Consider the following 25,214-nt stretch of genomic DNA (forward strand, 5'->3'; position numbering starts at 1 on the left):
TGGTCCCCTTGCCGGCCTAGTACGGCTCTTCCAGCCGCTTGGCCATTTCCTCGATGTTGTCCGGCGGCCAGCCCGGGATCTCCATGCCCAGGTGGAGGCCCATGCCGGCCAGCACTTCCTTGATCTCGTTCAACGACTTGCGGCCGAAGTTCGGCGTGCGCAGCATCTCCGCCTCGGTCTTCTGCACGAGATCGCCGATATAGATGATGTTGTCGTTCTTCAGGCAGTTGGCCGACCGGACCGACAGCTCGAGCTCGTCGACCTTGCGCAGGAGGTTGCGGTTGAACGGGAAGTCGTCCGGCTGCTCCTCCTTGCGGACCTCGCGCGGCTCCTCGAAGTTGATGAAGAGCTGGAGCTGGTCCTGCAGGATGCGCGCGGCCAGCGCGACGGCGTCGGCCGGCAGCGTGGTGCCGTTGGTCTCCACCGTCATCGACAGCTTGTCGTAGTCGGTCACCTGGCCGACGCGGCTGTTCTCGACCTTGTAGGAGACGCGCTTTACCGGGCTGAACACCGAGTCGACCGGGATCAGGCCGATCGGCGCGTCCTCGGCGCGGTTGGCCGCCGCCGGGATGTAGCCCTTGCCGGTGGCGACGGTCAGCTCCATCGAGATCGAGGCGCCATCGTCCAGCGTGCAGATCAGGTGCTTGGGATCCATGATCTGGACGTCGCCCGGCAACTCGATCATGCCGGCGGTCACCTCGCCGGGCCCGACCGCGCGCAGATAGAGGCGCTGCGGGCGGTCGCCCTGCATCTTCACCGCCATGGCCTTGATGTTGAGGACGATGTCCACCACGTCCTCGCGGACGCCGGGGATGGAGGAGAATTCGTGCAGCACGTTGTCGATCTTGATCGACGTCACGGCCGCACCCTGGAGCGATGACAGCAACACGCGGCGCAGCGCGTTGCCAAGCGTCAGGCCGAAGCCGCGCTCGAGCGGCTCGGCGACGATCGTCGCCACGCGGCTCGGATCGACGCCCGCTTCGGTGACAAGCTTCTCCGGCTTGATGAGATCTTGCCAGTTCTTCTGAAGCACGGGGGCTACCTCTCTAGACCGGTTGGATCACGCGAGCCCCAGGGCCCGCGTCACATTCAGAACAGCGCGGCGCAGGAAGCGCGCCGCCGCTCGCACTCAGACGCGACGACGCCTCATACCCGACGACGCTTCGGCGGGCGGCAGCCATTGTGCGGGATCGGCGTCACGTCGCGGATCGCGGTGACGGCGAGGCCGACGGCCTGCAGCGCACGCAGCGCGGACTCGCGGCCGGAGCCGGGGCCGCGCACCTCGATCTCGAGCGTGCGCATGCCGTGCTCCATCGCCTTGCGGCCGGCATTCTCGGCCGCCATCTGCGCGGCGAACGGCGTCGACTTGCGCGAGCCCTTGAAGCCCTGCTGGCCCGACGACGACCAGGCGATGGTGTTGCCCTGGGCGTCGGTGATGGTGACGATCGTGTTGTTGAACGAGGCGTTCACGTGTGCGACGCCGGCGATGATGTTCTTGCGTTCCTTGCGGCGGGGACGCGCGGCAGGAGCGGCGCCACTGGCGGCGGCGGCAGACTTGGCCATGATGCGGATCCCTTCGCTCTACTTGGTGACTTTCTTCTTGCCGGCGATCGGCTTGGCCGGGCCCTTGCGGGTGCGTGCGTTGGTGTGGGTGCGCTGGCCGCGCACCGGCAGGCCGCGGCGATGCCTGAGCCCGCGATAGCAGGCTAGATCCATCAGGCGCTTGATGTTCATCGCCACTTCGCGCCGCAGGTCGCCCTCGACGGTATAGTCGCGATCGATCGCCTCGCGGATGCGAATCACCTCGTCGTCGGTGAGCGTATTGACGCGCCGCGACTGGTCGATTCCCACTTTCCCCAGAATTTCCCTGGCTTTCGCCTGGCCAATCCCGTGGATGTACTGCAGCCCGATCACCACCCGCTTGGCGGTCGGAATGTTGACGCCGGCTATACGAGCCAAAGTTCCAACTCCTTCAAAGACTTACGGCGCGCTCATGCGCGCCCGTACGACGTTCCGCTGGCTCCGGAAAAGCGCGCGATTATATGTACCCGCACCCCCGAGTCAACGGATCTCGAACTTGTCAAGTCCCCGCCAGGACGGCGCGGATCTGACGGTAAACCTCGTCCATGCCGGCCATCCCGTCGACCTTCCGCAGCACCTGGCGGGCGCCGTAGTAGGGCAGGAGCGGCTCGGTCTGGGCGCGATAGGCGGCCATCCGGGTCTTCATGGTCTCGGCATTGTCGTCCTTGCGGCGGGTGAACTCGCGCGATCCACAGACATCGCAGACGCCCTCGACCTTCGGCCGCTTGAACTTGTCGTGGTAGCCCGCGCCGCATTTGGCGCAGGTGAAGCGGCCGACGACGCGCTCGGTCAGCGCCTTCTCGTCGACCTCCATCTCGATCACTCGGTCGAGCTTCTTGCCCGCCTTGGCCAGCATCCGGTCGAGCGCCTCGGCCTGCGCCTCGGTGCGCGGGAAACCATCCAGGATGAAGCCCTTGGCGCAATCGGGCTGGCCGATCCGGTCCTCGATCAGGCCGACCATCAGGTCGTCGGGCACGAGCTGGCCCTTGTCCATGATGCCCTTGGCCTTGCGGCCGAGCTCGCTGCCCGAGGCCACCGCCGCCCGCAGCATGTCGCCGGTCGAAAGCTGCACCATGCCGAGATCGCCCTGAAGACGCTGTGCCTGCGTGCCCTTGCCGGCTCCCGGCGGCCCGAGAAGAATGATGTTCATCGTCTTCCCCTCATCGACCGCGGCCGCGCAGCCGCGCTTTCTTGATGAGGCCCTCGTATTGATGGGCGAGCAGGTGCGCCTGGATCTGGGTCACGGTGTCGAGCGTCACCGAGACCACGATCAGGAGGCTGGTGCCGCCGAAATAGAACGGAACGCCGCCGCGCGCGATCAGCAGCTCCGGCAGGATGCAGACCGCCGAGAGATAGAGGGCGCCGATCAGCGTCAGCCGATTGAGGATGTACTCGAGATATTCGGCGGTGTTCTTGCCCGGCCGGATGCCCGGCACGAAACCGCCGTTCTTCTTGAGGTTCTCCGCCGTGTCGGCCGGGTTGAAGACGACCGTCGTATAGAAGAAGCAGAAGAAGACGATCAGCCCGACATAGGCCGCCAGGTAGAGCGGCGTGCCGTGGCCGAGGTAGGTCGCGATCCACTGGGTGATGCCAGGCTCGCCGGTATTGCCCTGGAACGACGCGATCGTCGCTGGGAAGAGCAGCAGGGAGGAGGCGAAGATCGGCGGGATCACGCCCGACGTGTTGATCTTGAGCGGCAGGTGCGACGCCTCGCCGCCGTACATGCGGTTGCCGACCTGGCGCTTAGGATACTGCACCACGATCCGCCGCTGCGCCGTCTCCATGAACACCACGACGGCCACGACCACGACCACGCCGACCATGAGGCCGATGATGAACAGCGCCGACAGCGCGCCGGTACGGCCGAGCTCGAGGGTCTGCGCCAGCGCATTGGGCAAGGCCGCCACGATGCCCGCGAAGATGATCAGGGACACGCCGTTGCCCACGCCGCGCGCCGTGATCTGCTCGCCGAGCCACATCAGGAGCAGTGTGCCGCCGACCAGGGTCACGATGGTCACGAACCGGAAGAAGAGGCCCGGATCGTGCACGACCGGCCCGGCGCTGGCCACCTGCCCCTCTAGGCCGACCGCGATCCCGTAGGCCTGGAAGGCGGCCAGGAACACCGTCCCGTACCGCGTGTACTGGTTGATCTTCTTGCGGCCGGCCTCGCCCTCCTTCTTCAGCGCCTCGAGCGACGGCACGACGGTCGTCAGGATCTGCATGATGATCGAGGCCGAGATGTACGGCATGATCGACAGCGCCAGGATCGACATGCGGCCGATCGAGCCGCCGGAGAACACGTCCAGCATGCCGGCGATGCCGCCGGCCTGGCGGTGGAAGATTTCGGCCAGGGCGGCGGGATCGACGCCCGGCACGGGAATGTAGGCGCCGATGCGGAAGACGATGAGAGCGCCCACGGTGAACCACAGGCGCTTCTTCAGCTCGGTCGCCTTACCGATCGCGCCCCAGTTCAGATTGGATGCGAGTTGCTCGGCGGCGGATGCCATGGACCCTCACGCGTGGACGTCGACGACACGAAGAGGCGAAGCCGGAGCCCGCCCCTTGACGAAATCGGACCTCAGGCCGCCTCGGCGGCGGGCTTGGGCGGCAATTCGACCTTGCCGCCCGCCCGCTCGACGGCGGCGATCGCCGAGGCCGAGGCGCCGGCGACCTTGATCTCTATCTTGGACGTGATCCCGCCCTTGCCAAGCAGGCGCACCCCGTCCGCGGCGTTCTTGAACAGGCCGGCGGCCTGCAGGGCGGCGCTGTCGATCGGCTTGGCGGCATCGAGCCGGTTGGCGTCGATCGCCTTCTGCAGCGCCCCGAGATTGACGATCCGCCACACCTTCTGGTGCGGCGGCCGGAAGCCCCGCTTGGGCAGGCGCCGATGCAGCGGCATCTGGCCGCCCTCGAAGCCCTTGATGGCCACGCCGGTGCGCGACTTCTGGCCCTTCACGCCGCGTCCCGCCGTCTTGCCCTTGCCCGAGCCGATGCCACGGCCCACCCGAAGGCGGGCCCGGCGGGCGCCCTCGTTGTCGGCGATTTCGTTCAGCTTCATCTCTCTGCCCTCCGCGCCCGGCCTCCGCTCAGCGCGCCTCCTCGTCGACATGCACCAGATGGCGCACCTTGTTGATCATGCCGCGCACCGCCGGCGTGTCGTCGAGCACGCTCTGGCGATGGCGCTTGTTCAGCCCCAGCCCGATCAGCGTCGCCCGCTGGTCGTCGGTGCGGCCGATCGCGCTGCCGGTCTGGGTGATCCTGATCTTCTTGCCGTCGGCCATGATCCCTCTCCTCAGGCGGCGGCCTCGGCGGCCGGCTCGCCGTCGCGACGGCCGAGCAGGTCGCCCACCTTCTTGCCGCGACGGTTCGCCACCATGCGCGGCGAGTTGAGCTGCTCGAGCGCGGCGAAGGTCGCCTTGATCATGTTGTGCGGGTTGGAGGTGCCGACCGACTTGGCGACGATGTCCTTGATGCCGAGCGTCTCGAACACCGCGCGCATCGGACCGCCGGCGATGATGCCGGTACCGGCCGGTGCCGCACGCAGCGTCACCTTGCCGGCGCCGAAGCGGCCGCGCACGTCGTGGTGCAGCGTGCGGCCGTCGCGCAGCGGCACGCGGACCAGGGCGCGCTTGGCGGCCTCGGTCGCCTTGCGGATCGCTTCCGGCACCTCGCGCGCCTTGCCGGCGCCGTGGCCGACGCGACCGCGCTGGTCGCCGACGACCACGATGGCGGCGAAGGCGAAGCGGCGGCCGCCCTTCACCACCTTGGCCACGCGGTTGATCGTGACCAGCTTGTCGGTCAGTTCATTTTCCTCGTCGCGGTCGCGGCCCCGCTCGCGCGAAGAGCGGCCGGAGCCACCGGGTGAACGAGCCATTGTGCTAACTCCCGATCAGAACGACAGACCGCCCTCGCGGGCGGCATTGGCGAGCGCCGCGACGCGGCCGTGATACATGTAGCCGCCGCGGTCGAACACGACTTCCTTGACGCCGGCGGCGATGGCCCGCTCGGCGATCAGCTTGCCGACCTCGGCCGCCGCCGACTTGTCGGCGCCGGTCTTGAGCTTGCCCTTGAGGCTCTGCTCGAGCGACGAGGCGGCCGCCAGCGTGGCGCCCTTCCGGTCGTCGATGACCTGGGCATAGATGTGCCGGCCCGAGCGGAACACGCTGAGGCGCGGGCGGCCGCCGCCGGCCTGGCGCAGCGCGTGGCGCGTGCGTCGCTGGCGACGGGCGAAGAGAGCTTTGTTGTCGGCCATGGTGGATCGCCTTACTTCTTCTTGCCTTCCTTGCGCCGGATCGTCTCGGTCGAATACTTGATGCCCTTGCCCTTGTACGGCTCGGGCGGACGCAGGCTGCGGATCTCCGACGCGATCTGCCCGACCCGCTGGCGGTCGGCGCCGCTGATCTCGATCTCGGTCGGCTTCACGGCCTTGATCTGGATGCCGGGCGGGATCGGAACCTCGACGTCGTGACTGAAGCCGAGCTGCAGCTTCAGGTTCTTGGCATCGGCCTGGGCGCGGTAGCCGACGCCGTTGATCTCGAGGTTGATGGTGAAGCCGTCCGACACGCCACGCACCATGTTGCTGGCGAGATTGCGGGCCGTGCCCCACTGCATGCGCGCGCGGCGGCTGTCGCTGCGCGGCTTGAAGGTGAGGCCTTCGCTGGTCTTGGCGACCTCGACGTCGTCGTGCACGACGAGCGAGAGCTCGCCGCGCTTGCCCTTGACCTTGAGGGCCTGGCCCTGGAGGTCGACGGTGACGCCGCTCGGGATCGGGACGGGATGCTTGCCGATGCGCGACATGATCAGAACACCTTGCACAGGACCTCGCCGCCGACATTGGCGGCGCGCGCCTCGGCGTCGGACATGACGCCGCGCGGCGTGGACAGGATCGAGATGCCGAGGCCGTTGAAGTGGCGCGGCAGCTCGCGGATCTTCGAATAGACCCGGCGGCCCGGTGTCGAGACGCGCCGGATGTCGCGGATGACCGGACGGCCGTTGTCGTACTTGAGCTCGATGCGGAGCTCCTTCACGCCCGGGCGCAGCTCCTCCTCGAACCAGCCGCGGATATAACCCTCGCGCTGCAGCACGTCGAGCACGTTCGACCGCATGCGCGAGGCCGGCACGGTCACGCTGTCGAGGCGCGCGGACTGGCCGTTGCGGATGCGGGTCAGCAAATCACCGACAGGATCTGTCATCGCCATGGTCTACGGTCCCCCGTTACCAGCTCGACTTCACGACGCCGGGCAACGCGCCCAGCGAGGCGAGCTCCCGCAGCGCCAGCCGCGACAGCTTGAATTTGCGATAGACCGAGCGTGGCCGGCCCGTGAGCTCGCACCGATTGCGGATGCGCGTCGGCGAGGAGTTGCGCGGCAGCTCGGCGAGCTTGAGCCGCGCGCCGAAGCGCTCCTCCGGCGTCAGCTTGTCGTCCACCGCCATCGCCTTCAGCGTGGCGCGCCTGGCGGCATACTTCTTCGCCAGCTTCGCCCGCCGCTTGTTCTTCTCCACTGCACTCGTCTTGGCCATCTAGGGTCTCCGGCCTCAGTTCACGAACGGAAAGTCGAACCCGCGAAGAAGCGCTCTCGCTTCCGCGTCGGTCTTCGCCGTCGTGCAGATGATGATGTCCATGCCGCGCACCTGGTCGACCTTGTCGTAGTCGATTTCCGGGAACACGATCTGCTCCTTGAGCCCCATCGCGTAGTTGCCGTTGCCGTCGAACGACTTGCCGTTCAGGCCGCGGAAGTCGCGCACGCGGGGCAGCGCGATGTTGATCAGACGGTCGATGAACTCGTACATGCGGTCGCGCCGCAGCGTGACCTTGGCGCCGATCGCCATGCCCTCGCGCAGCTTGAAGGTCGCGATCGACTTGCGCGATTTGGTGATGACCGGCTTCTGCCCGGTGATCGCCGCGAGGTCGGCCGCGGCGCCGTCGACGGCCTTGCGGTCGTTGACCGCCTCGCCGACGCCCATGTTGATGACGACCTTCTCGAGCTTCGGCACCTCGAAGGGGTTCTTGTAGGAGAACTCCTTCGTGAGCGCCTCCCGGACGGTCCTGGCGTAGTGTTCTTGCAGTCGCGCGGGCATGGCCCGTTCTCCTAGCGGTCGATTGTTTCGCCGGAGGCGCGCGCGAAGCGCACTTTCCGGCCGTCTTCGAGGAACTTGAAGCCGACCTTGGTCGGCTTGTCGGACTTGGGATCCAGCAGGGCCACGTTCGAGACGTGGATCGCGGCCTCGCGTTCGATGATGCCGCCGGCGCCGGTGCGGTCCGGCTTGGTGTGGCGCTTGATGACGTTCACGCCCGACACCACCACGCGCTGCTCGGCCGGCAGCACGCGCAACACGTCGCCCACCTTGCCCTTGCTGCGGCCGGCGACGACCTTCACCCTGTCGCCCTTGCGGATCTTGAGCTTGACGGTCATGGCCTAGAGGACCTCCGGTGCAAGCGAGATGATCTTCATGAACTTCTTGGCACGCAGTTCGCGCGTCACGGGTCCGAAGATGCGGGTGCCGATCGGCTCGTCCTGCTTGCTGATCAGGACCGCGGCGTTGCGGTCGAAGCGGATGGCGCTGCCGTCGGGACGGCGCAGCGCGAACGAGGTGCGCACCACGACGGCGCGGTGCACCTCGCCCTTCTTCACGCGGCCGCGCGGGATGGCGTCCTTCACCGATACGACGATGACGTCGCCCACGCTGGCATACTTGCGGCGCGAGCCGCCCAGCACCTTGATGCACTGGACTCGACGGGCGCCCGAATTGTCGGCGACCTCGAGGTTGGTACGCATCTGGATCATGTCTGCCTGCCCCGCGCCTAAGCCTTCGCGCCTTCGACCAGAACTTCCCAGCTCTTGGTCTTCGACAGCGGCCGGCACTCGCGGATGCGCACGCTCTCGCCGATCTTGCCCTTGAAGGCGTTGGTCTCGTCGTGCGCGTGATACTTCTTCGATCGGCGGATGAACTTCTTGTAGATCGGGTGCTGAACGCGCCGCTCGACCCTGACGACGATGGTCTTGTCCATCTTGTCGCTGACGATGACGCCTTCGAGAATTCGCTTCGGCATTGACGACTCCTTAACCCGCGGCCTTCTCGCCCAGCACCGTCTTGATGCGGGCGATGTCGCGGCGGACCTGGCGCACGCGGCCGGTCTTGCCGAGCTGGCCGCTGGCTTTCTGGAAGCGCAGGTTGAACGCCTCCTTGCGCAGGTTGCCCAGCTCCTCCTTGAGCTGGTCCGTGGTCCTGGGACGCAGATCGCTGGCCTTCATGGCTTTCTCCCTCAACCCTCGGCGCCGACGCGGCTCACGAACCGCGTCTTGATCGGCAGCTTGGCGGCGGCGAGCTCGAGCGCCTCGCGGGCGATCTTGACCGGCACGCCGTCGAGCTCGAACAGGATGCGGCCGGGCTTCACGCGGGCGGCCCAGAACTCGGGCGCGCCCTTGCCGGAGCCCATGCGGACCTCGGCCGGCTTCTTCGACACCGGCACGTCCGGGAACACGCGGATCCAGACGCGGCCGGCGCGCTTCATGTGGCGGGTGATGGCGCGGCGGGCGGCCTCGATCTGGCGTGCGGTGATGCGGTCGGGCTCCATCGCCTTCAGGCCGAACGAGCCGAAGTCGAGGTTGAACCCGCCCTTGGCGGCGCCGCTGATGCGGCCCTTGAAGGCCTTGCGGTACTTGGTGCGCTTGGGTTGCAGCATGATGCCTTACGCGTCCCTCTGCTCGGTGCGCTCGACGCGCGCCGGCGTGCGTTGCGGCGCGGCTTCCTCGGCGCGCTTGTCGTGCGCCATCGGGTCGTGCGCCATGATCTCGCCCTTGAACACCCACACCTTGACGCCGCAGGTGCCGAAGGTGGTGAAGGCCGTGGCGGTCCCGTAGTCGATGTCGGCGCGCAGCGTGTGCAGCGGCACCCGGCCCTCGCGGTACCATTCCATGCGGGCGATCTCGGCACCGCCCAGGCGACCCGAGCAGTTGATGCGGATGCCCTGGGCGCCGAGCCGCATGGCCGACTGCACGGCGCGCTTCATGGCGCGGCGGAAGGCGACGCGGCGCTCGAGCTGCTGGGCGATGTTCTCGGCAATCAGCGTGGCGTCGATCTCCGGCTTGCGGATCTCGACGATGTTCAGCGCCACCTCACCCTTGGTCATCCTGGCGAGATCGCCGCGCAGCTTCTCGATGTCGGCACCCTTCTTGCCGATCACCACGCCCGGCCGCGCCGTATGGATGGTCACGCGGGCGCGCTTGGCCGGCCGCTCGATGACGATCTTGGCCACGCCCGCCTGGGCCAGCCGCTCGCGCAGCATCTTGCGGATGTGGATGTCCTCGTGGAGCATCGACGAGTATTCGCCGCCCTCGGCATACCAGCGCGAATCCCAAGTCCGGTTGATGCCAAGACGCAGGCCGATCGGATTGACCTTCTGACCCATTACCTGTCCTCCGTCTCGGGCCGCTCGCGCACCACGATCGTGAGATGGCTGAACGGCTTGACGATGCCCGCCGCCCGACCGCGGCCGCGGGTCTGGAATCGCTTCATGACCAGGCCCTTGCCGACCGACGCCTCGGCCACGATCAGACGGTCGACATCGAGATTGTGGTTGTTCTCGGCGTTGGCGATGGCCGAGTTCAGCGCCTTCCTCACGTCCTGCGCGATGCGCTTCTTGGAGAAGGTGAGCTCGTTGATGGCCGACGAGGCCTTCTTGCCGCGGATCGTGGCGGCCACGAGGTCGAGCTTGCGCGGGCTGACGCGGATGGTGCGCAGCACGGCCTTGGCCTCGTTGTCCGCCTCGCGGCGGGGAGCGGATGGCTTGCTCATCGCGCGTTACTCCTTGGCGACCTTCTTGTCGCCCGAGTGGCCGGTGTAGGTGCGGGTCGGTGAGAACTCGCCCAGCTTGTGTCCGACCATCTCCTCGGTGACGTTCACCGGGATGAACTTCTTGCCGTTGTAGACGCCAAAGGTGAGCCCGACGAACTGCGGCAGGATCGTCGAGCGGCGCGACCAGGTCCTGATCACGTCGCTGCGCACGCTCTGGCGTGCCTTCTCGGCCTTCTTGATCAGGCTGCCCTCGACAAAGGGACCTTTCCAAACGGAACGTGCCACTTGATTGCCTCCTCGCCCTGCCGTCAGCGGCTTGCGTGACGGCGGCGGATGATGAACTTGTCCGTCGCCTTGTTCTTGCGTGTCTTCTTGCCCTTGGTCGGCTTGCCCCATGGCGTCACTGGATGGCGGCCGCCCGAGGTCTTGCCTTCGCCGCCGCCATGCGGATGGTCGACCGGGTTCATCGCCACGCCGCGCACCACCGGGCGCCGGCCGAGCCATCGCGTGCGGCCCGCCTTGCCGACGACCGTGTTCTGGTTGTCCGGGTTGGACACCGCGCCCACCGTCGCCAGGCATTCGCCCGGAACGAGGCGCAGCTCGCCCGAGTTCAGCTTGATCTGCGCGTAGCCGGCGTCCTTGCCGACGAGCTGGGCGTAGGTGCCGGCGGAGCGGGCGAGCTGCCCGCCGCGGCCGCGCTTCAGCTCGACATTGTGCACGATCGTGCCGACCGGCATGTTCGACAGCGGCATGGCGTTGCCCGGCTTGATGTCGACGCGCTCGCCCGACACCACCTGGTCGCCTGCCTTGAGGCGCTGCGGCGCCAGGATGTAGGCGAGCTCGCCGTCGGCGTACTTGATCAGGGCGATGAAGGCCGACCGGTTGGGGTCGTACTCCAGCCGCTCCACCGTCGCCGCCACATCGAACTTGCGACGCTTGAAGTCGACGAGGCGCAGGCGCCGCTTGTGGCCGCCGCCGCGATGATTGGCGGTGATGCGGCCGTGGTTGTTGCGCCCGCCCGTCTCGGCCTTGCCGCTCGTCAGCGCCTTGACCGGCTTGCCCTTCCACAGGCCGGCACGGTCGACGATCACGAGCTGCCGCATCGACGGCGTGATCGGCTTGAAACTCTTGAGAGCCATTTCTCGTTTCCCCGTCCTACAGGCCCGTGGTCACGTCGATCTTTTGACCTTCGGCCAGCGAGACGATCGCTTTCTTCCAGTCACTCCGCATGCCCGGACGGCCGCGGAAAACCTTGGCCTTGCCCTTGACCGTGACGGTGTTCACCGCCTTGACCTTGACCTTGAACAGGCCTTCGACGGCCTGCTTGATCTCGGGCTTGGTGGCGTCCATCGAGACGCGGAACGTCACCTGGCTGTGCTCGGAGCCGTTGGTCGTCTTCTCGGTGATGAGCGGCGCGCGGATCACTTCGTACATGCGCGCGCGCGACACCGTTGCGGGCTTGGTCCTCGCGCTCATTGCAGGCGCTCCTCGAGATGCTTGACCGCATCCTTGGTCAGCACGAGCGTGTCGCGCCGCAGGATGTCGTAGACGTTCGCACCTTGCTGCGGCAGCACGTCGACATGGGCGATGTTGGCGGCGGCGCGGGCGAAGTTGGTATCGACCTCGGCACCGGCGATGACCAGCACGCTCGACAGGCCAAGCTTGCCGAGATGGCCCTTGAGCCTGGCCGTCTTCGGCTCCGGCAGCACGGCATTCTCGAGCACGATCAGCTTGCCGTCGGCCGCCTTGGCCGAGAGCGCGGTGCGCAGCGCGAGCTTGCGCACCTTCTTCGGCAGGTCGGTCGCGTGGCTGCGCACCACCGGCCCGAACGCCTTGCCGCCGCCGCGGAACTGCGGCGCCGCCTCGTTGCCGTGGCGGGCGCGACCGGTGCCCTTCTGCGAGTACATCTTCTTGGCCGTCGCCGTGACCTCGGAGCGACCCTTGGTCTTGTGCGTGCCCTGCTGGCGGCGCGAGAGCTGCCACACCACGCAGCGCTGCAGGATGTCCTTGCGCACGGGTGCGGCGAACACCGCGTCGGCGAGGTCGATCTCGCCGGCACTGCCGCCATCGATGGTCTTGACCGCGATCTTCATGATCTGATCCTCAGGCCTGCGGCGCCGCGTCGGCCGCCGGCGCCTCGGGCGCCTGGGCGGCGGCCTTGCGCAGGCCGGCCGGGTAAGGGGCTTCCTTGGGACGCGCGCGCTTGGCGGCGTCCTTCACGATGATGTAGCCGCCGGCAGGGCCCGGAACGGCGCCGGAGACCAGCAGCAGGCCCTTCTCGTCGTCGGCGGCGACGACCTTGAGGTTCTGCGTGGTGACGCGCTCGTGGCCGTAGTGGCCCGCCATCTTCTTGCCGGGGAAGGTGCGGCCGGGATCCTGGCGGTTGCCGGTCGAGCCGTGGCTGCGATGCGAGATCGAGACGCCGTGGCTGGCCTCGAGGCCGCCGAAGTTCCAGCGCACCATCGAGCCGGTGAAGCCGCGGCCGATCGTGGTGCCGACGACATCGACGAACTGGCCGGGCACGAAGTGGCTCGGCACCAGCTCGGCGCCGACCTCCAGCACCGCGTCCTTGGCGACGCGGAACTCGACGAGCTTCTTCTTGGGCTCGACCTTGGCCTTGGCGAAGTGACCGCGCATCGGCTGCGTCACGTTCTTCACCTTGGCCTTGCCGTAGCCGAGCTGCACCGCCGTGTACTTGTCCTTCTCTTCCGAGCGGACGGCGACAACCTGCAGCTGATCCACCTTCAGAACGGTCACCGGCACATGTTCCCCGGCGTCGTTGAAGACGCGGGTCATGCCGACCTTCTGGGCGACGAGACCGCAACGCATGGTCCTGTTCCTCTTCCCTGTCCCCGCCGCGCGACCGTCAGGCGCCCAGCTTGATCTCGACGTCGACGCCGGAGGCGAGGTCGAGCTTCATCAGCGCGTCCACCGTCTGCGGCGTCGGATCGACGATGTCGAGCACGCGCTTGTGCGTGCGCACCTCGAACTGCTCGCGCGACTTCTTGTCGATGTGCGGCGAGCGATTGACCGTGAACCGCTCGATGCGGGTCGGCAGAGGGATCGGCCCCCGCACCTGCGCGCCCGTCCGCTTCGCGGTGCTGACGATCTCGCTCGTCGACGTGTCGAGCACGCGATGATCGAAGGCTTTGAGCCGGATGCGGATGTTGGTGCTGTCCATGATCTGCTCGCCTGCGCGCCGGTTCGGTTACTTGACGATTTTGGTGACGACGCCGGCGCCGACGGTTCGGCCGCCCTCGCGGATGGCGAAGCGCAGGCCCTCGTCCATGGCGATCGGCTGGATCAGCTCGACCGTCATGCGCGCATTGTCGCCCGGCATCACCATCTCCGTCCCCGCCGGCAGCGTCACCACCCCCGTCACGTCGGTCGTGCGGAAGTAGAACTGCGGCCGGTAGTTGGTGAAGAACGGCGTGTGACGGCCCCCCTCCTCCTTGGTCAGGATGTACGCCTCCGCCTCGAAGTTGGTGTGCGGCGTGATCGACCCCGGCTTGGCCAGAACCTGGCCCCGCTCCACGTCCTCCCGCCCGATGCCGCGCAGCAGCGCTCCGATATTGTCCCCCGCCTCGCCCTGGTCCAGGAGCTTGCGGAACATCTCCACCCCCGTCACCACCGTCTTGGCCGTCGCCTTCAGACCGACGATCTCGATCTCCTCGCCCACCTTGATCACGCCCCGCTCGACCCGGCCCGTCACCACCGTGCCCCGGCCCGAGATCGAGAACACGTCCTCGATCGGCATCAAAAACGGCTTGTCCTTGTCCCGCGTCGGCTGCGGAATGTAGCGGTCCACCTCCGCCATCAGCTTCAGCACCGCCTGCTCGCCCTGCTCCGGGTTCTTGTCCTCCAGCGCCATCAGCGCCGAGCCCCGGATCACCGGGATGTCGTCCCCCGGAAACTGGTAGCTCTTCAGAAGCTCCCGAACCTCCAGCTCCACCAGGTCCAGCAACTCCGGGTCGTCCACCATGTCGACCTTGTTCATGAAAACCACCAGCGCCGGCACACCCACCTGACGCGCCAGAAGGATGTGCTCGCGCGTCTGCGGCATCGGGCCGTCCGCCGCGCTCACCACCAGGATCGCCCCGTCCATCTGCGCCGCACCCGTGATCATGTTCTTCACGTAGTCCGCATGCCCAGGGCAATCCACGTGCGCGTAGTGCCGGTTCTGCGTCTCGTACTCAACATGCGCCGTCGAGATCGTGATCCCACGCTCCCGCTCCTCCGGCGCCTTGTCGATCTGGTCGTACGCCGTGAACGTCGCTCCCCCAGTCTTCGCCAGGATCTTCGTGATCGCCGCCGTCAGCGACGTCTTCCCATGATCCACATGACCGATCGTCCCAATGTTGCAGTGCGGCTTCGTCCGCTCAAACTTCGCCTTCGTCATGGTGGTGTTCCTTGCCTGTCGATCTAAACGGTTACTCAGCCAGCGAGCTTGGCCACGACTTCATCCGCCACTGCCTGCGGCACCGGCGCGTAATGGTCGAAAGTCATGGTGTAGGCGGCGCGTCCCTGGGTCATCGAACGCAGGGTGTTCACGTAGCCGAACATGTTGGCGAGCGGCACCATGGCGTTGATGACCTGCGCATTGCCGCGGGCTTCCATGCCCTGGATCTGGCCGCGGCGGCTGTTCAGGTCGCCGATGCAGTCGCCCATGTAGTCTTCCGGCGTCACCACCTCGACCTTCATGATCGGCTCGAGGAGCTTGCACTGCGCCTTCTGCAGCCCTTCCTTGAAGGCCGCACGGGCGGCGATCTCGAAGGCGAGCACGCTCGAATCGACATCGTGATAGGCGCCATCGATCAGGGTGGCCTTGAAGTCGATCACCGGGAAGCCCGCCAGCACGCCCGACTCGCGCGACGCCTCGAGCCCCTTCTCGACGCCCGGGATGAACTCCTTCGGCACCGCGCCGCCCACGATCTTGCTCTCGAAGCTGTAGCCCGAGCCCGGCTCGCCCGGCTCGAACACGAGCTTGACGCGCGCGAACTGGCCCGAGCCGCCCGACTGCTTCTTGTGGGTGTAGTCGATCTCGGAGCGACGCCCCAGCGTCTCGCGATAGGCGACCTGCGGCGCGCCGACATTGGCATCGACCTTGTAGGTCCGCTTCAGGATGTCGACCTTGATCTCGAGATGGAGCTCGCCCATGCCCTTGATGACGGTCTGTCCCGTCTCGGGGTCGGTCGAGACGCGGAAGGTCGGATCCTCCTGCACGAGCCGGCCCAGCGCCTGGCCCATCTTCTCCTGGTCTGCCTTCGACTTCGGTTCGATGGCCAGTTCGATGACCGGATCGGGGAAATCCATCCTCTCGAGCACCACCGGATTCTCGGGTGTGCAAAGCGTGTCGCCGGTGGTGACGGTCTTGAGACCGGCCAGCGCGATGATGTCGCCCGCCCGCGCCTCCTTCACGTCCTCGCGATTGTTGGCGTGCATCAGCAGCATGCGGCCGATGCGTTCCTTCCTGTCCTTCGTGCTGTTCAGCACCCCGGTGCCCGACTCGAGCACGCCCGAATAGACGCGGGCGAAGGTGAGCGAGCCCACGAAGGGGTCGGTCATGATCTTGAACGCGAGCGCGGACAGCGGCGCCTCGTCGCTCGACGGCAGCGAGATCGCCTCATCGGTGCCCATCTTCACGCCCTTGACGTCGGGCACGTCGGTCGGCGCCGGCAGGTAGTTGACCACCGCGTCGAGCATGGGCTGAACGCCCTTGTTCTTGAACGACGAACCGCACAGCACCGGCACGAAGGCATAGGAGATCGTGCCCTTGCGGATGCACTTGATCAGCGTGTCGTAGTCGGGCTCCTCGCCGCCCAGGTACTTCTCGAGCGCCGCGTCGTCCTGCTCGACGGCCATCTCGATCAGCCTGGTGCGGTAGTCGGCTGCCTGCTCCTTGAGGTCGGCCGGCACGTCGACGATTTCGAACTTCGCGCCCAGCGTCTCTTCCAGCCAGATGATCGCCTTGTTGGACGCCAGGTCGACGATGCCCTTGAAATCGGATTCGACGCCGATCGGAAGCTGGGTCACGAGCGGCTTGCTGCCGAGGCGATCCTTGATCATGTCGACGGTGCGCCAGTAGTTGGCGCCGGTGCGGTCCATCTTGTTGACGAAGCAGATGCGCGGCACGCCGTACTTGTCGGCCTGCCGCCACACCGTCTCCGACTGCGGCTCGACGCCGGCGACCGAATCGAACACGCACACCGCGCCGTCGAGCACGCGCAGGCTGCGCTCGACCTCGATGGTGAAGTCGACGTGGCCCGGCGTATCGATGATGTTGATGCGATAGCTCGGACCGGCGAACGGGCCACCCTCGTTCTTCCAGAAGCAGGTGGTTGCCGCCGAGGTGATGGTGATGCCGCGTTCCTGCTCCTGCTCCATCCAGTCCATCGTCGCGGCGCCGTCGTGGACCTCGCCGATCTTATGCGACTTGCCGGTGTAGTAGAGGATGCGCTCGGTCGTCGTCGTCTTGCCGGCATCGATGTGGGCCATGATGCCGATGTTGCGGTACTGCGCGATGGGGGTTGTGCGAGCCATGGTGAGGGCTTTCTGCGTGGAGGGGGGCCGGAACGCCTACCAGCGGTAGTGCGCGAATGCCTTGTTGGCATCGGCCATCTTGTGGGTGTCCTCGCGCTTCTTCACCGCGTTGCCGCGGCGATTGAAGGCGTCGAGCAATTCGGCCGAGAGCTTCTCGGTCATGCTATGGCCCGACCGGTCGCGAGCGGCCTGGATGATCCAGCGGATGGCGAGCGCCTGGCGACGCTCCGGCCGCACCTCGACCGGCACCTGGTAGGTGGCGCCGCCGACGCGGCGCGAGCGGACCTCGACCGCGGGCTTCACGTTCTCCAGCGCCTCGTGAAAGGCCGGGATCGGGTCCTGCTTGAGCTTGGTCTCGATCTGGTCGAGGGCGCCGTAGACGACACGCTCGGCGACCGACTTCTTGCCACGCTCCATCAGCGTGTTCATGAACTTGCTGAGCACGACATCGCCGAACTTGGCGTCCGGCAGAACCTCGCGTTTCTCGGCTGCGCGACGACGGGACATGTCTGCCTCCCCGCCTACTTCGGACGCTTGGCGCCGTACTTCGACCGGCGCTGCTTGCGGTCCTTGACGCCCTGGGTGTCGAGGGTGCCGCGGATGATGTGGTAGCGCACGCCCGGGAGGTCCTTCACGCGGCCGCCGCGGATCATGACCACCGAGTGCTCCTGCAGGTTATGCCCTTCGCCCGGGATGTAGCTCACCACCTCGTAGGCATTGGTGAGGCGCACCTTCGCCACCTTGCGCAGCGCCGAGTTCGGCTTCTTGGGCGTGGTGGTGTAGACGCGCGTGCACACGCCGCGCTTCTGCGGGCAGGCCTGCAGCGCCGGCACCTTGTTACGCGAGGTGAGCGGGCGGCGGCCCTTGGCAATCAGCTGGTTGATGGTCGGCATCGACTTCCGGTTTCCTTAACGCCGTCTCGGGTCCGCCCAATTGGGCCATCGGCGCAAAGCGAATGCGCGGGCATAGCGGCAAGAGCGCAGCCCCGCGCGAAAGGCAACCTTGCGGCCAGATGGCCTTACTTGTAGCGGTCCTCGACGTCAGGCTGCGTCTAGGCTTTGCGGCCTACTACCAGCCCCCCGGCGAGGTGGCGCGCTTATATGGCCATGCCTGCGCAGCGTCAAGCGCTGCGCCGCGCTTTTCTCTTTGATTTTGCTGGCTATTCCCCGGCCGTGACGGCGGCGGCGGTTCCTGACACGCTGTCCGGACACGGCGCAAGATTCTATCAATCTACTTGTGGTGGGCGCGCGCGTCATGGGGCCCCAAGTTTACTTCGGGCGGCGCGTCGGCTATGTCGGCATCCATGCTGCGCCGCGCTCCGCGTACGAACGTCACCGCCAAAGCTCCTTTGGGGGCGGGGGGAGTCGTGCGCGGTCGTCCGATCGAGAGCTGACCTGAAAAACCCGACCCCGCCGCGAGGCCGGGGTCGCAAGCGCAGCGGGTCCCGCCTCCGGCAGAGGGAAGCGAGACCGACCAATGCCGTCCCTGCCCATGCCTCCGACCCCGATCCTGCAGACGCCGCGGCTCGTCCTGCGCCCGGTGCGCAGCAAGGATGCTCCGGTGATCCAGCGCCTCTTTCCGCAATGGGACGTGGTGCGCTGGCTCGATGCCCGGATCCCCTGGCCCTATCCGCCCGACGGCGCCGCCGCATTCATCGCCGGCTGCCTCGACGAGATGGCGCGCGGCGAGAAGTCCCATTGGGCGATCGTCCCGAAGTCGGGCCCGGCGGACCTCATCGGCCTGATCGGGCTCTGGCCGGACGACGGCGTCAGCCGCAACCAGCGCGGCTTCTGGCTCGATCCGGCCTTCCATCGCCGCGGCCTGATGACCGAGGCGGCGGGCTGCATCACCGACTATGCCTTCGGCGCGCTGGGCTGGCCGCATCTCTGGCTCAGCAACGCGCTCGACAACCATGGCTCGCGCCGGATCAAGGAAAAGGAAGGCGCGCGGCTGGTCGATCTCATGATCGGCCGATATGTCGGCGGCGAATCATCGCAAATGGTGTGGCTGCTGACGCGCGACGAGTGGGCGGCGCGCCGGACAAAAAACTGAAGCCGTCGCGCGCCGATCCGGCGCCAGCCGAATCGGGTAGGGAGAGGCTTCACAGCCTCCCCCTCCCACACCACCGTACGTACGGTTCCGTATACGGCGGTTCGTCAAGCGCGGGTGAGGCGATGATGCAGTTGCTGGAGCGACGGCAGGCCGAGGGTGGCGAAGAAGGCGGCACGATAGGCGTTGTTCATGTGGCTGGCCCCGGCATTCCACCAGGGGCCGCGTCCGTTGGTGGCGGACTGCCACGCCCGAGCCTGATCGATGCCGCGCTGCATCAGTCGCTTGGCGCGTGTACGCGGACGCTTCCACTGCCGCCACAGCAGGCCGCGCAGCTTGCGCCGCAGCCAGCCATCGAGGTCCTCGAAGGCCCCCTTTGCCTGCGCCAGCCGGAAGTATTGCATCCAGCCACGCAGGATTGGAGCGAGGTCCTCGACGGTCCGGGCCAGGGTTCGTCCGCGTCCTTGGCGTAGCGTCATCCTGAGCTTGTTCCGCAGCCGGCCCACACTCTTGGCCGCCACCCGAAGGCGCGGCTGCTTGTGGGACGTCACGGTGTATCCCAGGAACGTTCGTACCCAAGGACGGTCAACCGCGCTCTTGGCGCTGTTGACCTTCAGCCGCAGTCGTTCGGCAAGGAACCGTGTGATCGACGCCATCACCCGCTCGCCGGCTGCCTTCGTCCGCACGTAGATGTTGCAGTCGTCGGCGTAGCGGCAGAAGGCATGGCCCCGTCGCTCGAGTTCCTTGTCGAGATCGTCGAGCAGGATGTTCGACAGCAACGGGGATAAAGGCCCACCTTGCGGCGTGCCTTCGGTCCGTACCGTCGTCAACCCGCCCGTCATCAACCCAGCCTGCAAGTAGCGGCGGATCAGCCGCAATACCCGCTTGTCCTCGACCCGGCGTGCCACCCGTGCCATCAGCACGTCGTGGTTCACCCGGTCGAAGAACTTCTCCAGGTCGAGGTCGACCACAAAGCGTCGGCCATCGGCCATGTGCGCCCGCGCGGCAAGCACCGCGTCGTGCGCGCTGCGCCCCGGACGGAAGCCGTACGAGGACGCTGAGAAGCCCGGATCGAACAGCGGCATCAGCACCTGATGCATCGCCTGCTGGATCAGCCGATCCAGGACCGTCGGGATGCCCAGTTGGCGCATCCCGCCGCCGGGCTTGGGGAGTTCGACCCCACGCACCGGCTTGGGCCTGTATCGATCGTCCAACAGTTCCTCTCTGACGCGCGGCCAGTGCTCCTTCAGGTGCGGCGCCAACTGCTCCACAGTCATCCGATCGATGCCTGCGGCGCCCTTGTTCGTCATCACCCGATGGTAGGCCGCCATCATGTTCTCTCGGCTGACGATCTTCTCCATCAGCCGCATCTCCTCCTCCGGATGGGAAGGTCGCGGTCTTGCCGTGGTGGTTGACGCACCCGTCCCCTGCTCTCGCGGCTGCCGGCCGCTACCCTCGGGGCGGGCATGGCGCATCTCAGCGCTATCGCCTGCGTCTGTTGTCACCATCGAAAGACCGACCTCCCTCCGGCACTTGATGTTCGGCCCTTTGTCGACCCGGTTCGCCGACTACTACGGCCTCTGCTGACTCCTGCCGCCCCATCCCGCCGCCTCGCAGCGCCGGTAGCACACCTGTTGCCAGGGGCAAGACGGCAGATCTCCCAGGGTAATGCGCGTGACCTTCGTGCCATCTACCTGGCGCATCTACGCCCGCCCCTTCCGGGTGATATTCGGGCTTCGGGCTTCTTGGCTCCCTCGCCCAGAGGCGGACGCCTCATATGCGCTTCCTGTTCGTCAGGCCGGCACTTTGCCTGCAGCTTCCTTCAGACCCCATCTCACGATGACGCCCTTGCCGTTCGGCTAACGGTTCCCATCACCAGGGCCCGTGAAGGACTTCCACCTCCAAGTCTTCGACCGGATACCAACTCGGTCAAATCGTGCCCTCGCACCTACGCGCCATGCCTGGCGCACCAAAAAAGGCCGTCGTCTTGCGACGACGGCCTCGAATGTCTGTGGCGCCCGCGGTCAGTCGGCCGCGCGCTCGGCCTGCTCCAGGGTCGGCACCGGCTCGTCCTCGCCGTCGGCACCGGCCGCGAGGATCGCCCGGTCGCGCTGGGCCGCGATCGCCTTCAGCCGGTTCACGACGCCGCCGGTTCCGGCCGGGATGAGCCGGCCCACGATCACGTTCTCCTTCAGGCCCTGCAGGTTGTCGATGCGGCCGGAGACGGCCGCCTCGGTGAGCACGCGCGTGGTCTCCTGGAAGGAGGCCGCCGAGATGAACGACTTGGTCTGCAGGCTCGCCTTGGTGATACCGAGCAGCACCGGGTCGGACTTCGCGGGCCGCAGCTTCTCGGCCACGAGCTTGGCGTTCTCGATCTCGAACTCGCTCTTGTCGACCTGCTCGCCGACCAGGAAAGTCGAATCGCCGGCGTCGGTGATCTCGACCTTCTGCAGCATCTGGCGCGCGATCACCTCGATGTGCTTGTCGTTGATCTTCACGCCCTGCAGCCGATAGACCTCCTGGATCTCGTTCACGAGGTATTCGGCCAGCTTCTCGATGCCCAGAACGCGCAGGATGTCGTGCGGCACCGGGTTGCCGTCGATCAGGAGATCGCCGCGCTCGACGTAGTCGCCCTCCTGGACGGCGATGCGCTTGCCCTTCGGGATCAGGTACTCGACAGGCTCCGCGCCCTCGCCCTCGGGGACGATCAGGATGCGGCGCTTGTTCTTGTAGTCCTTGCCGAACTCGATCCGGCCGGCGACGTCGCAGATGATCGCGAAGTCCTTCGGCTTGCGCGCCTCGAACAGCTCGGCCACGCGCGGCAGGCCGCCCGTGATGTCGCGGTTCTTGCCGCCCTCGCGCGGGATGCGCGCCAGGATGTCGCCGGCATGGACCTCCTGGCCGTTCTCGACCGACAGCACCGAGTCGATCGAGAGCAGGTAGCGGGCCTCCTGCCCGTTCGCCAGCATCACCGGGTTGCCTTCGGCGTCGTGGATGGCGATGCGTGGACGCAGGTCGCCGCCGCGCGGCTGGCCCTTCCAGTCGACGACGACGCGGTTGGAGATGCCGGTCGAATCGTCGATCACCTCGCGCATCGACACGCCCTCGACGAGGTCGACATAGACCGCCTTGCCCGCCTTCTCGGTGATGATCGGCAAGGTGTACGGATCCCATTCCGCGAGCTTCTGGCCCTTGGCGACGGGGGCGTCGTTGTCGACCAGCAGGCGCGCGCCGTAGGGCACGCGGTGCTTGGCGCGCTCGCGCTCGGCGCCGTCGATCAGCACCAGCTCGGTATTGCGGCCCATCACCACCGGCATGCCCTGGCTGTTCACGACGATGTTGCGGTTGCGCACCTCGATGCGGCCGTCGTGGCTCGCCTCGATGCTCGACTGCTCGGCGCCACGCTGCGCGGCGCCGCCGATGTGGAAGGTGCGCATCGTGAGCTGCGTGCCCGGCTCGCCGATCGACTGGGCGGCGATGACGCCCACCGCCTCGCCGATATTGACCGGCGTGCCGCGGGCGAGATCGCGCCCGTAGCACTTGGCGCAGACGCCCGTCTTGGTGTCGCAGGTCAGCACCGAGCGGATGCGGATCTCCTCGATGCCGGCCTTGTCGATCTGCTCGACCTTGACCTCGTCGATCAGCTCGCCGGCCTTGGCGATCACGGTGCCGTTCAGGGGGTCGACCACGTCGTCGAGCGCAGTGCGACCCAGCACCCGCTCGGAGAGCGGCTCGATCACGTCGCCGCCGTCGACGACGGCGCGCATGGTGAGACCGCGATTGGTGCCGCAGTCGTCCTCGAAGATGATGCAGTCCTGCGCCACGTCGACGAGACGGCGGGTCAGGTAGCCCGAGTTCGCCGTCTTGAGCGCGGTGTCGGCCAGGCCCTTGCGCGCGCCGTGGGTGGAGTTGAAGTACTCCAGCACGCTGAGCCCTTCCTTGAAGTTCGAGATGATCGGCGTCTCGATGATCTCGCCCGAGGGCTTGGTCATGAGGCCGCGCATGCCGGCGAGCTGCTTCATCTGCGTGGTCGATCCGCGCGCACCGGAGTGCGCCATCATCCACACCGAGTTCACCGGCCGGCCGGGCCTGGGCGTCGAGATGCCCTTCATCATTTCCTCGGCCACGCGGTCCGAGCAGCGCGACCAGGCATCCACCACCTTGTTGTACTTCTCGCCCGAGGTGATCAGGCCGTCCTGGTACTGCTGCTCGTACTCCTTGACCTCCTTCTGCGTCTGGCCAACGAGCTTCTCCTTGGCGGCCGGAATGACGAGGTCGTCCTTGCCGAAGGAAATGCCGGCGCGGCAGGCGTGGTAGAAGCCCAGCCCCATCAGCCGGTCGGCGAAGATCACCGTCTCCTTCTGGCCGCAGTGGCGGTAGACCGAGTCGATGACGTTCTGCAGGTCCTTCTTGGTGAGCAGACGGTTGATCAGCGAGAATGGCAGATTGGGGTGCCGGGGCAGGATCTGCGCCAGCAGGATGCGGCCCGGCGTGGTCTCGACCACGCGCGAGGCGAGCTCGCCCTTGTCGTCGTAGGCCTCGAGCCGCGCCTTGATCCTGGCGTGCATCGAAAGCGTGCGGCTGTGCAGGGCATGCTCGAGCTCGCCGATGTCGGAGAACAGCGAGCCCTCGCCCGGCTCGCCCTCGCGCTCGAGCGTGATGTAGTAGATGCCGAGCACGATGTCCTGGCTGGGCACGATGATCGGCTTGCCGGACGCGGGGCTCAGGATGTTGTTGGTCGACATCATGAGCACGCGCGCCTCGAGCTGGGCCTCCAGCGAGAGCGGCACGTGGACCGCCATCTGGTCGCCGTCGAAGTCGGCATTGAAGGCGGTGCAGACCAGCGGATGGAGCTGGATCGCCTTGCCCTCGATCAGCACCGGCTCGAACGCCTGGATGCCGAGGCGGTGCAGCGTCGGCGCGCGGTTGAGCAGCACCGGATGCTCGCGGATCACCTCCTCGAGGATGTCCCAGACCTCGGGCCGCTCCTTCTCGACCATGCGCTTGGCGGCCTTGATGGTGTTGGCCATGCCGTAGTTCTGCAGGCGCGAGTAGATGAACGGCTTGAACAGCTCGAGCGCCATCTTCTTCGGCAGGCCGCACTGGTGCAGCTTGAGCTCGGGGCCGACCACGATCACCGAGCGGCCCGAGTAGTCGACGCGCTTGCCAAGCAGGTTCTGGCGGAACCGGCCCTGCTTGCCCTTCAGCATGTCGGAGAGCGACTTCAACGGCCGCTTGTTGGCGCCGGTGATGACGCGCCCGCGGCGGCCGTTGTCGAACAGGGCGTCGACCGACTCCTGCAGCATGCGCTTCTCGTTGCGCACGATGATGTCGGGCGCGCGCAGCTCGATCAGCCGCTTCAGGCGGTTGTTGCGGTTGATGACGCGGCGGTAGAGGTCGTTCAGGTCCGAGGTCGCGAACCGGCCGCCGTCGAGCGGCACCAGCGGGCGCAGCTCGGGCGGGATCACCGGCACCAGCTCGAGGATCATCCACTCCGGCCGGGCGCCGGATTCGATGAAATTCTCGACCAGCTTCAGCCGCTTCACGAGCTTCTTGCGCTTGGCCTCGGAGGTGGTCTCGCGCAGCTCCTCGCGCAGGCGCGGCCTTTCCTCGTTGAGGTCGATCGCCTGCAGCATGGCGCGGATCGCCTCGGCGCCTATGTCGGCGCGGAACGCGTCGTCGCCGTACTCGTCGAGCGCGTTGAGATACTGTTCCTCGTTCAGGAGCTCGCGGTACTTGAGCGGCGTCAGGCCGGGCTCGGTCACCACGTAGTTCTCGAAGTAGAGGATGCGCTCGAGGTCGCGCAGGGTCATGTCGAGCAGGAGCCCGATGCGGCTCGGCAGCGACTTCAGGAACCAGATATGGGCCACCGGCGAGGCCAGCTCGATATGGCCCATGCGCTCGCGGCGCACCTTGGTGAGCGTCACCTCGACGCCGCACTTCTCGCAGGTGATGCCGCGGAACTTCATGCGCTTGTACTTGCCGCACAGGCACTCGTAGTCCTTGATCGGTCCGAAGATGCGGGCGCAGAACAGGCCATCCCGCTCCGGCTTGAAGGTGCGGTAGTTGATGGTCTCCGGCTTCTTGATCTCGCCGTGGCTCCAGGCGCGGATGCGCTCGGGACTGGCGATCGAGATGCGGATCTCGTCGAAGGTCGGGGTGCCCTGCGGCTGGCCCAGTACGTTGATGAGGTCGGTCATATTCGGGGTCCTACGGGTTCGTTGGACTTAAATTCACGAAAGAGAGAG

Annotated in this window: 32 protein-coding genes and 1 pseudogene; 1 reads left to right on the forward strand and 32 read right to left on the reverse strand. The window is 66.9% G+C overall.

Annotated elements, in window-relative coordinates:
• Positions 1–16: 16 nt before the first annotated feature.
• The 30 genes from OJF58_RS03040 to rpsL form a co-directional block, all read right to left on the reverse strand.
• Entirely contained in the window at positions 17–1,033 is a 1,017-nt protein-coding gene (locus OJF58_RS03040; RefSeq protein WP_300781596.1) for a DNA-directed RNA polymerase subunit alpha, read from the reverse strand.
• 113 nt (positions 1,034–1,146) lie between these two features.
• Complete coding sequence (gene rpsK / locus OJF58_RS03045) at positions 1,147–1,563, reverse strand: 30S ribosomal protein S11 (RefSeq protein ID WP_300781597.1); 417 nt, start codon at positions 1,561–1,563, stop codon at positions 1,147–1,149.
• Positions 1,564–1,581: 18 nt separating this feature from the next.
• Positions 1,582–1,959, reverse strand: a complete 378-nt coding sequence (rpsM, locus tag OJF58_RS03050) for a 30S ribosomal protein S13 (RefSeq protein WP_300781598.1) — start codon at positions 1,957–1,959, stop codon at positions 1,582–1,584.
• Between the two features lie 121 nt (positions 1,960–2,080).
• Complete coding sequence (locus tag OJF58_RS03055) at positions 2,081–2,731, reverse strand: adenylate kinase (protein ID WP_300781599.1); 651 nt, start codon at positions 2,729–2,731, stop codon at positions 2,081–2,083.
• Positions 2,732–2,741: 10 nt separating this feature from the next.
• A complete protein-coding gene (gene secY, locus OJF58_RS03060; RefSeq protein ID WP_300781600.1) occupies positions 2,742–4,088 on the reverse strand; it encodes a preprotein translocase subunit SecY in 1,347 nt (448 codons plus the stop codon).
• A gap of 71 nt (positions 4,089–4,159) precedes the next feature.
• Entirely contained in the window at positions 4,160–4,639 is a 480-nt protein-coding gene (gene rplO, locus OJF58_RS03065; RefSeq protein ID WP_300781601.1) for a 50S ribosomal protein L15, read from the reverse strand.
• Positions 4,640–4,667: 28 nt separating this feature from the next.
• Positions 4,668–4,862 (reverse strand): 50S ribosomal protein L30, encoded by a 195-nt coding sequence (gene rpmD / locus OJF58_RS03070; RefSeq protein WP_300781602.1) that lies wholly within the window; start codon positions 4,860–4,862, stop codon positions 4,668–4,670.
• An 11-nt stretch (positions 4,863–4,873) separates the two neighbouring features.
• Positions 4,874–5,455, reverse strand: a complete 582-nt coding sequence (gene rpsE, locus OJF58_RS03075) for a 30S ribosomal protein S5 (protein ID WP_300781603.1) — start codon at positions 5,453–5,455, stop codon at positions 4,874–4,876.
• A 15-nt stretch (positions 5,456–5,470) separates the two neighbouring features.
• Complete coding sequence (rplR, locus tag OJF58_RS03080) at positions 5,471–5,833, reverse strand: 50S ribosomal protein L18 (RefSeq protein ID WP_300781604.1); 363 nt, start codon at positions 5,831–5,833, stop codon at positions 5,471–5,473.
• 11 nt (positions 5,834–5,844) lie between these two features.
• Positions 5,845–6,378 (reverse strand): 50S ribosomal protein L6, encoded by a 534-nt coding sequence (rplF, locus tag OJF58_RS03085; protein ID WP_300781605.1) that lies wholly within the window; start codon positions 6,376–6,378, stop codon positions 5,845–5,847.
• Between the two features lie 2 nt (positions 6,379–6,380).
• On the reverse strand, positions 6,381–6,779 hold the full coding sequence (rpsH, locus tag OJF58_RS03090) for a 30S ribosomal protein S8 (RefSeq protein ID WP_300781606.1): 399 nt from the start codon (positions 6,777–6,779) through the stop codon (positions 6,381–6,383).
• A 16-nt stretch (positions 6,780–6,795) separates the two neighbouring features.
• Positions 6,796–7,101 (reverse strand): 30S ribosomal protein S14, encoded by a 306-nt coding sequence (gene rpsN / locus OJF58_RS03095; RefSeq protein ID WP_300781607.1) that lies wholly within the window; start codon positions 7,099–7,101, stop codon positions 6,796–6,798.
• A gap of 15 nt (positions 7,102–7,116) precedes the next feature.
• Positions 7,117–7,659 carry a 50S ribosomal protein L5 gene (gene rplE / locus OJF58_RS03100; protein WP_300781608.1) on the reverse strand — a complete coding sequence of 181 codons (543 nt, stop codon included), beginning with the start codon at positions 7,657–7,659 and terminating at the stop codon, positions 7,117–7,119.
• An 11-nt stretch (positions 7,660–7,670) separates the two neighbouring features.
• On the reverse strand, positions 7,671–7,994 hold the full coding sequence (gene rplX, locus OJF58_RS03105) for a 50S ribosomal protein L24 (RefSeq protein WP_300781609.1): 324 nt from the start codon (positions 7,992–7,994) through the stop codon (positions 7,671–7,673).
• A gap of 3 nt (positions 7,995–7,997) precedes the next feature.
• Positions 7,998–8,366 (reverse strand): 50S ribosomal protein L14, encoded by a 369-nt coding sequence (gene rplN / locus OJF58_RS03110; RefSeq protein WP_300781610.1) that lies wholly within the window; start codon positions 8,364–8,366, stop codon positions 7,998–8,000.
• A gap of 17 nt (positions 8,367–8,383) precedes the next feature.
• Complete coding sequence (gene rpsQ / locus OJF58_RS03115; RefSeq protein ID WP_300781611.1) at positions 8,384–8,632, reverse strand: 30S ribosomal protein S17; 249 nt, start codon at positions 8,630–8,632, stop codon at positions 8,384–8,386.
• Positions 8,633–8,642: 10 nt separating this feature from the next.
• Positions 8,643–8,834, reverse strand: coding sequence for a 50S ribosomal protein L29 (gene rpmC, locus OJF58_RS03120; RefSeq protein ID WP_300781612.1), 192 nt, complete (start codon positions 8,832–8,834; stop codon positions 8,643–8,645).
• Positions 8,835–8,845: 11 nt separating this feature from the next.
• Positions 8,846–9,265, reverse strand: coding sequence for a 50S ribosomal protein L16 (gene rplP, locus OJF58_RS03125; RefSeq protein WP_300781613.1), 420 nt, complete (start codon positions 9,263–9,265; stop codon positions 8,846–8,848).
• A 6-nt stretch (positions 9,266–9,271) separates the two neighbouring features.
• A complete protein-coding gene (gene rpsC / locus OJF58_RS03130; protein ID WP_300781614.1) occupies positions 9,272–9,991 on the reverse strand; it encodes a 30S ribosomal protein S3 in 720 nt (239 codons plus the stop codon).
• Positions 9,991–10,377 (reverse strand): 50S ribosomal protein L22, encoded by a 387-nt coding sequence (gene rplV, locus OJF58_RS03135; protein WP_300781615.1) that lies wholly within the window; start codon positions 10,375–10,377, stop codon positions 9,991–9,993. Before rplV ends, rpsC begins: the two co-directional genes overlap by 1 nt.
• A 6-nt stretch (positions 10,378–10,383) precedes the next feature.
• Complete coding sequence (rpsS, locus tag OJF58_RS03140; RefSeq protein ID WP_300781616.1) at positions 10,384–10,662, reverse strand: 30S ribosomal protein S19; 279 nt, start codon at positions 10,660–10,662, stop codon at positions 10,384–10,386.
• Positions 10,663–10,685: 23 nt separating this feature from the next.
• Positions 10,686–11,516, reverse strand: a complete 831-nt coding sequence (gene rplB / locus OJF58_RS03145) for a 50S ribosomal protein L2 (protein WP_300781617.1) — start codon at positions 11,514–11,516, stop codon at positions 10,686–10,688.
• A gap of 16 nt (positions 11,517–11,532) precedes the next feature.
• A complete protein-coding gene (locus OJF58_RS03150; RefSeq protein WP_300781618.1) occupies positions 11,533–11,853 on the reverse strand; it encodes a 50S ribosomal protein L23 in 321 nt (106 codons plus the stop codon).
• Entirely contained in the window at positions 11,850–12,470 is a 621-nt protein-coding gene (rplD, locus tag OJF58_RS03155) for a 50S ribosomal protein L4 (protein ID WP_300781619.1), read from the reverse strand. The genes OJF58_RS03150 and rplD overlap by 4 nt, the downstream gene beginning before the upstream one ends.
• Before the next feature lie 10 nt (positions 12,471–12,480).
• A complete protein-coding gene (rplC, locus tag OJF58_RS03160; RefSeq protein ID WP_300781620.1) occupies positions 12,481–13,206 on the reverse strand; it encodes a 50S ribosomal protein L3 in 726 nt (241 codons plus the stop codon).
• A gap of 37 nt (positions 13,207–13,243) precedes the next feature.
• Positions 13,244–13,558: a 30S ribosomal protein S10 gene (gene rpsJ / locus OJF58_RS03165; RefSeq protein WP_020695005.1), complete on the reverse strand. Its 315-nt coding sequence runs from the start codon at positions 13,556–13,558 to the stop codon at positions 13,244–13,246.
• A gap of 27 nt (positions 13,559–13,585) precedes the next feature.
• The gene (tuf, locus tag OJF58_RS03170) at positions 13,586–14,776 is read right to left on the reverse strand and encodes an elongation factor Tu (protein ID WP_300781621.1); all 1,191 of its coding nucleotides are present in this window, start codon (positions 14,774–14,776) and stop codon (positions 13,586–13,588) included.
• A 35-nt stretch (positions 14,777–14,811) separates the two neighbouring features.
• Positions 14,812–16,917: an elongation factor G gene (gene fusA, locus OJF58_RS03175; protein ID WP_300781622.1), complete on the reverse strand. Its 2,106-nt coding sequence runs from the start codon at positions 16,915–16,917 to the stop codon at positions 14,812–14,814.
• A gap of 36 nt (positions 16,918–16,953) precedes the next feature.
• Positions 16,954–17,424, reverse strand: a complete 471-nt coding sequence (gene rpsG, locus OJF58_RS03180) for a 30S ribosomal protein S7 (RefSeq protein ID WP_300781623.1) — start codon at positions 17,422–17,424, stop codon at positions 16,954–16,956.
• Positions 17,425–17,438: 14 nt separating this feature from the next.
• Entirely contained in the window at positions 17,439–17,810 is a 372-nt protein-coding gene (gene rpsL, locus OJF58_RS03185; protein WP_296387760.1) for a 30S ribosomal protein S12, read from the reverse strand.
• A gap of 583 nt (positions 17,811–18,393) precedes the next feature.
• Here rpsL and OJF58_RS03190 point away from each other — a divergent pair.
• Positions 18,394–18,969, forward strand: coding sequence for a GNAT family N-acetyltransferase (locus tag OJF58_RS03190; RefSeq protein ID WP_300781624.1), 576 nt, complete (start codon positions 18,394–18,396; stop codon positions 18,967–18,969).
• Positions 18,970–19,073: 104 nt separating this feature from the next.
• Here the strand turns inward: OJF58_RS03190 and ltrA are convergent, their stop codons facing one another.
• Both ltrA and rpoC read right to left on the reverse strand, forming a co-directional pair.
• On the reverse strand, positions 19,074–20,327 hold the full coding sequence (ltrA, locus tag OJF58_RS03195) for a group II intron reverse transcriptase/maturase (RefSeq protein ID WP_300778228.1): 1,254 nt from the start codon (positions 20,325–20,327) through the stop codon (positions 19,074–19,076).
• A gap of 756 nt (positions 20,328–21,083) precedes the next feature.
• A pseudogene (rpoC, locus tag OJF58_RS03200) lies at positions 21,084–25,166 on the reverse strand (DNA-directed RNA polymerase subunit beta'); the annotation flags it as partial.
• Positions 25,167–25,214 lie beyond the last annotated feature (48 nt).

The organism is Enhydrobacter sp., assembly GCF_030246845.1.
GTDB lineage: Bacteria > Pseudomonadota > Alphaproteobacteria > Reyranellales > Reyranellaceae > Reyranella.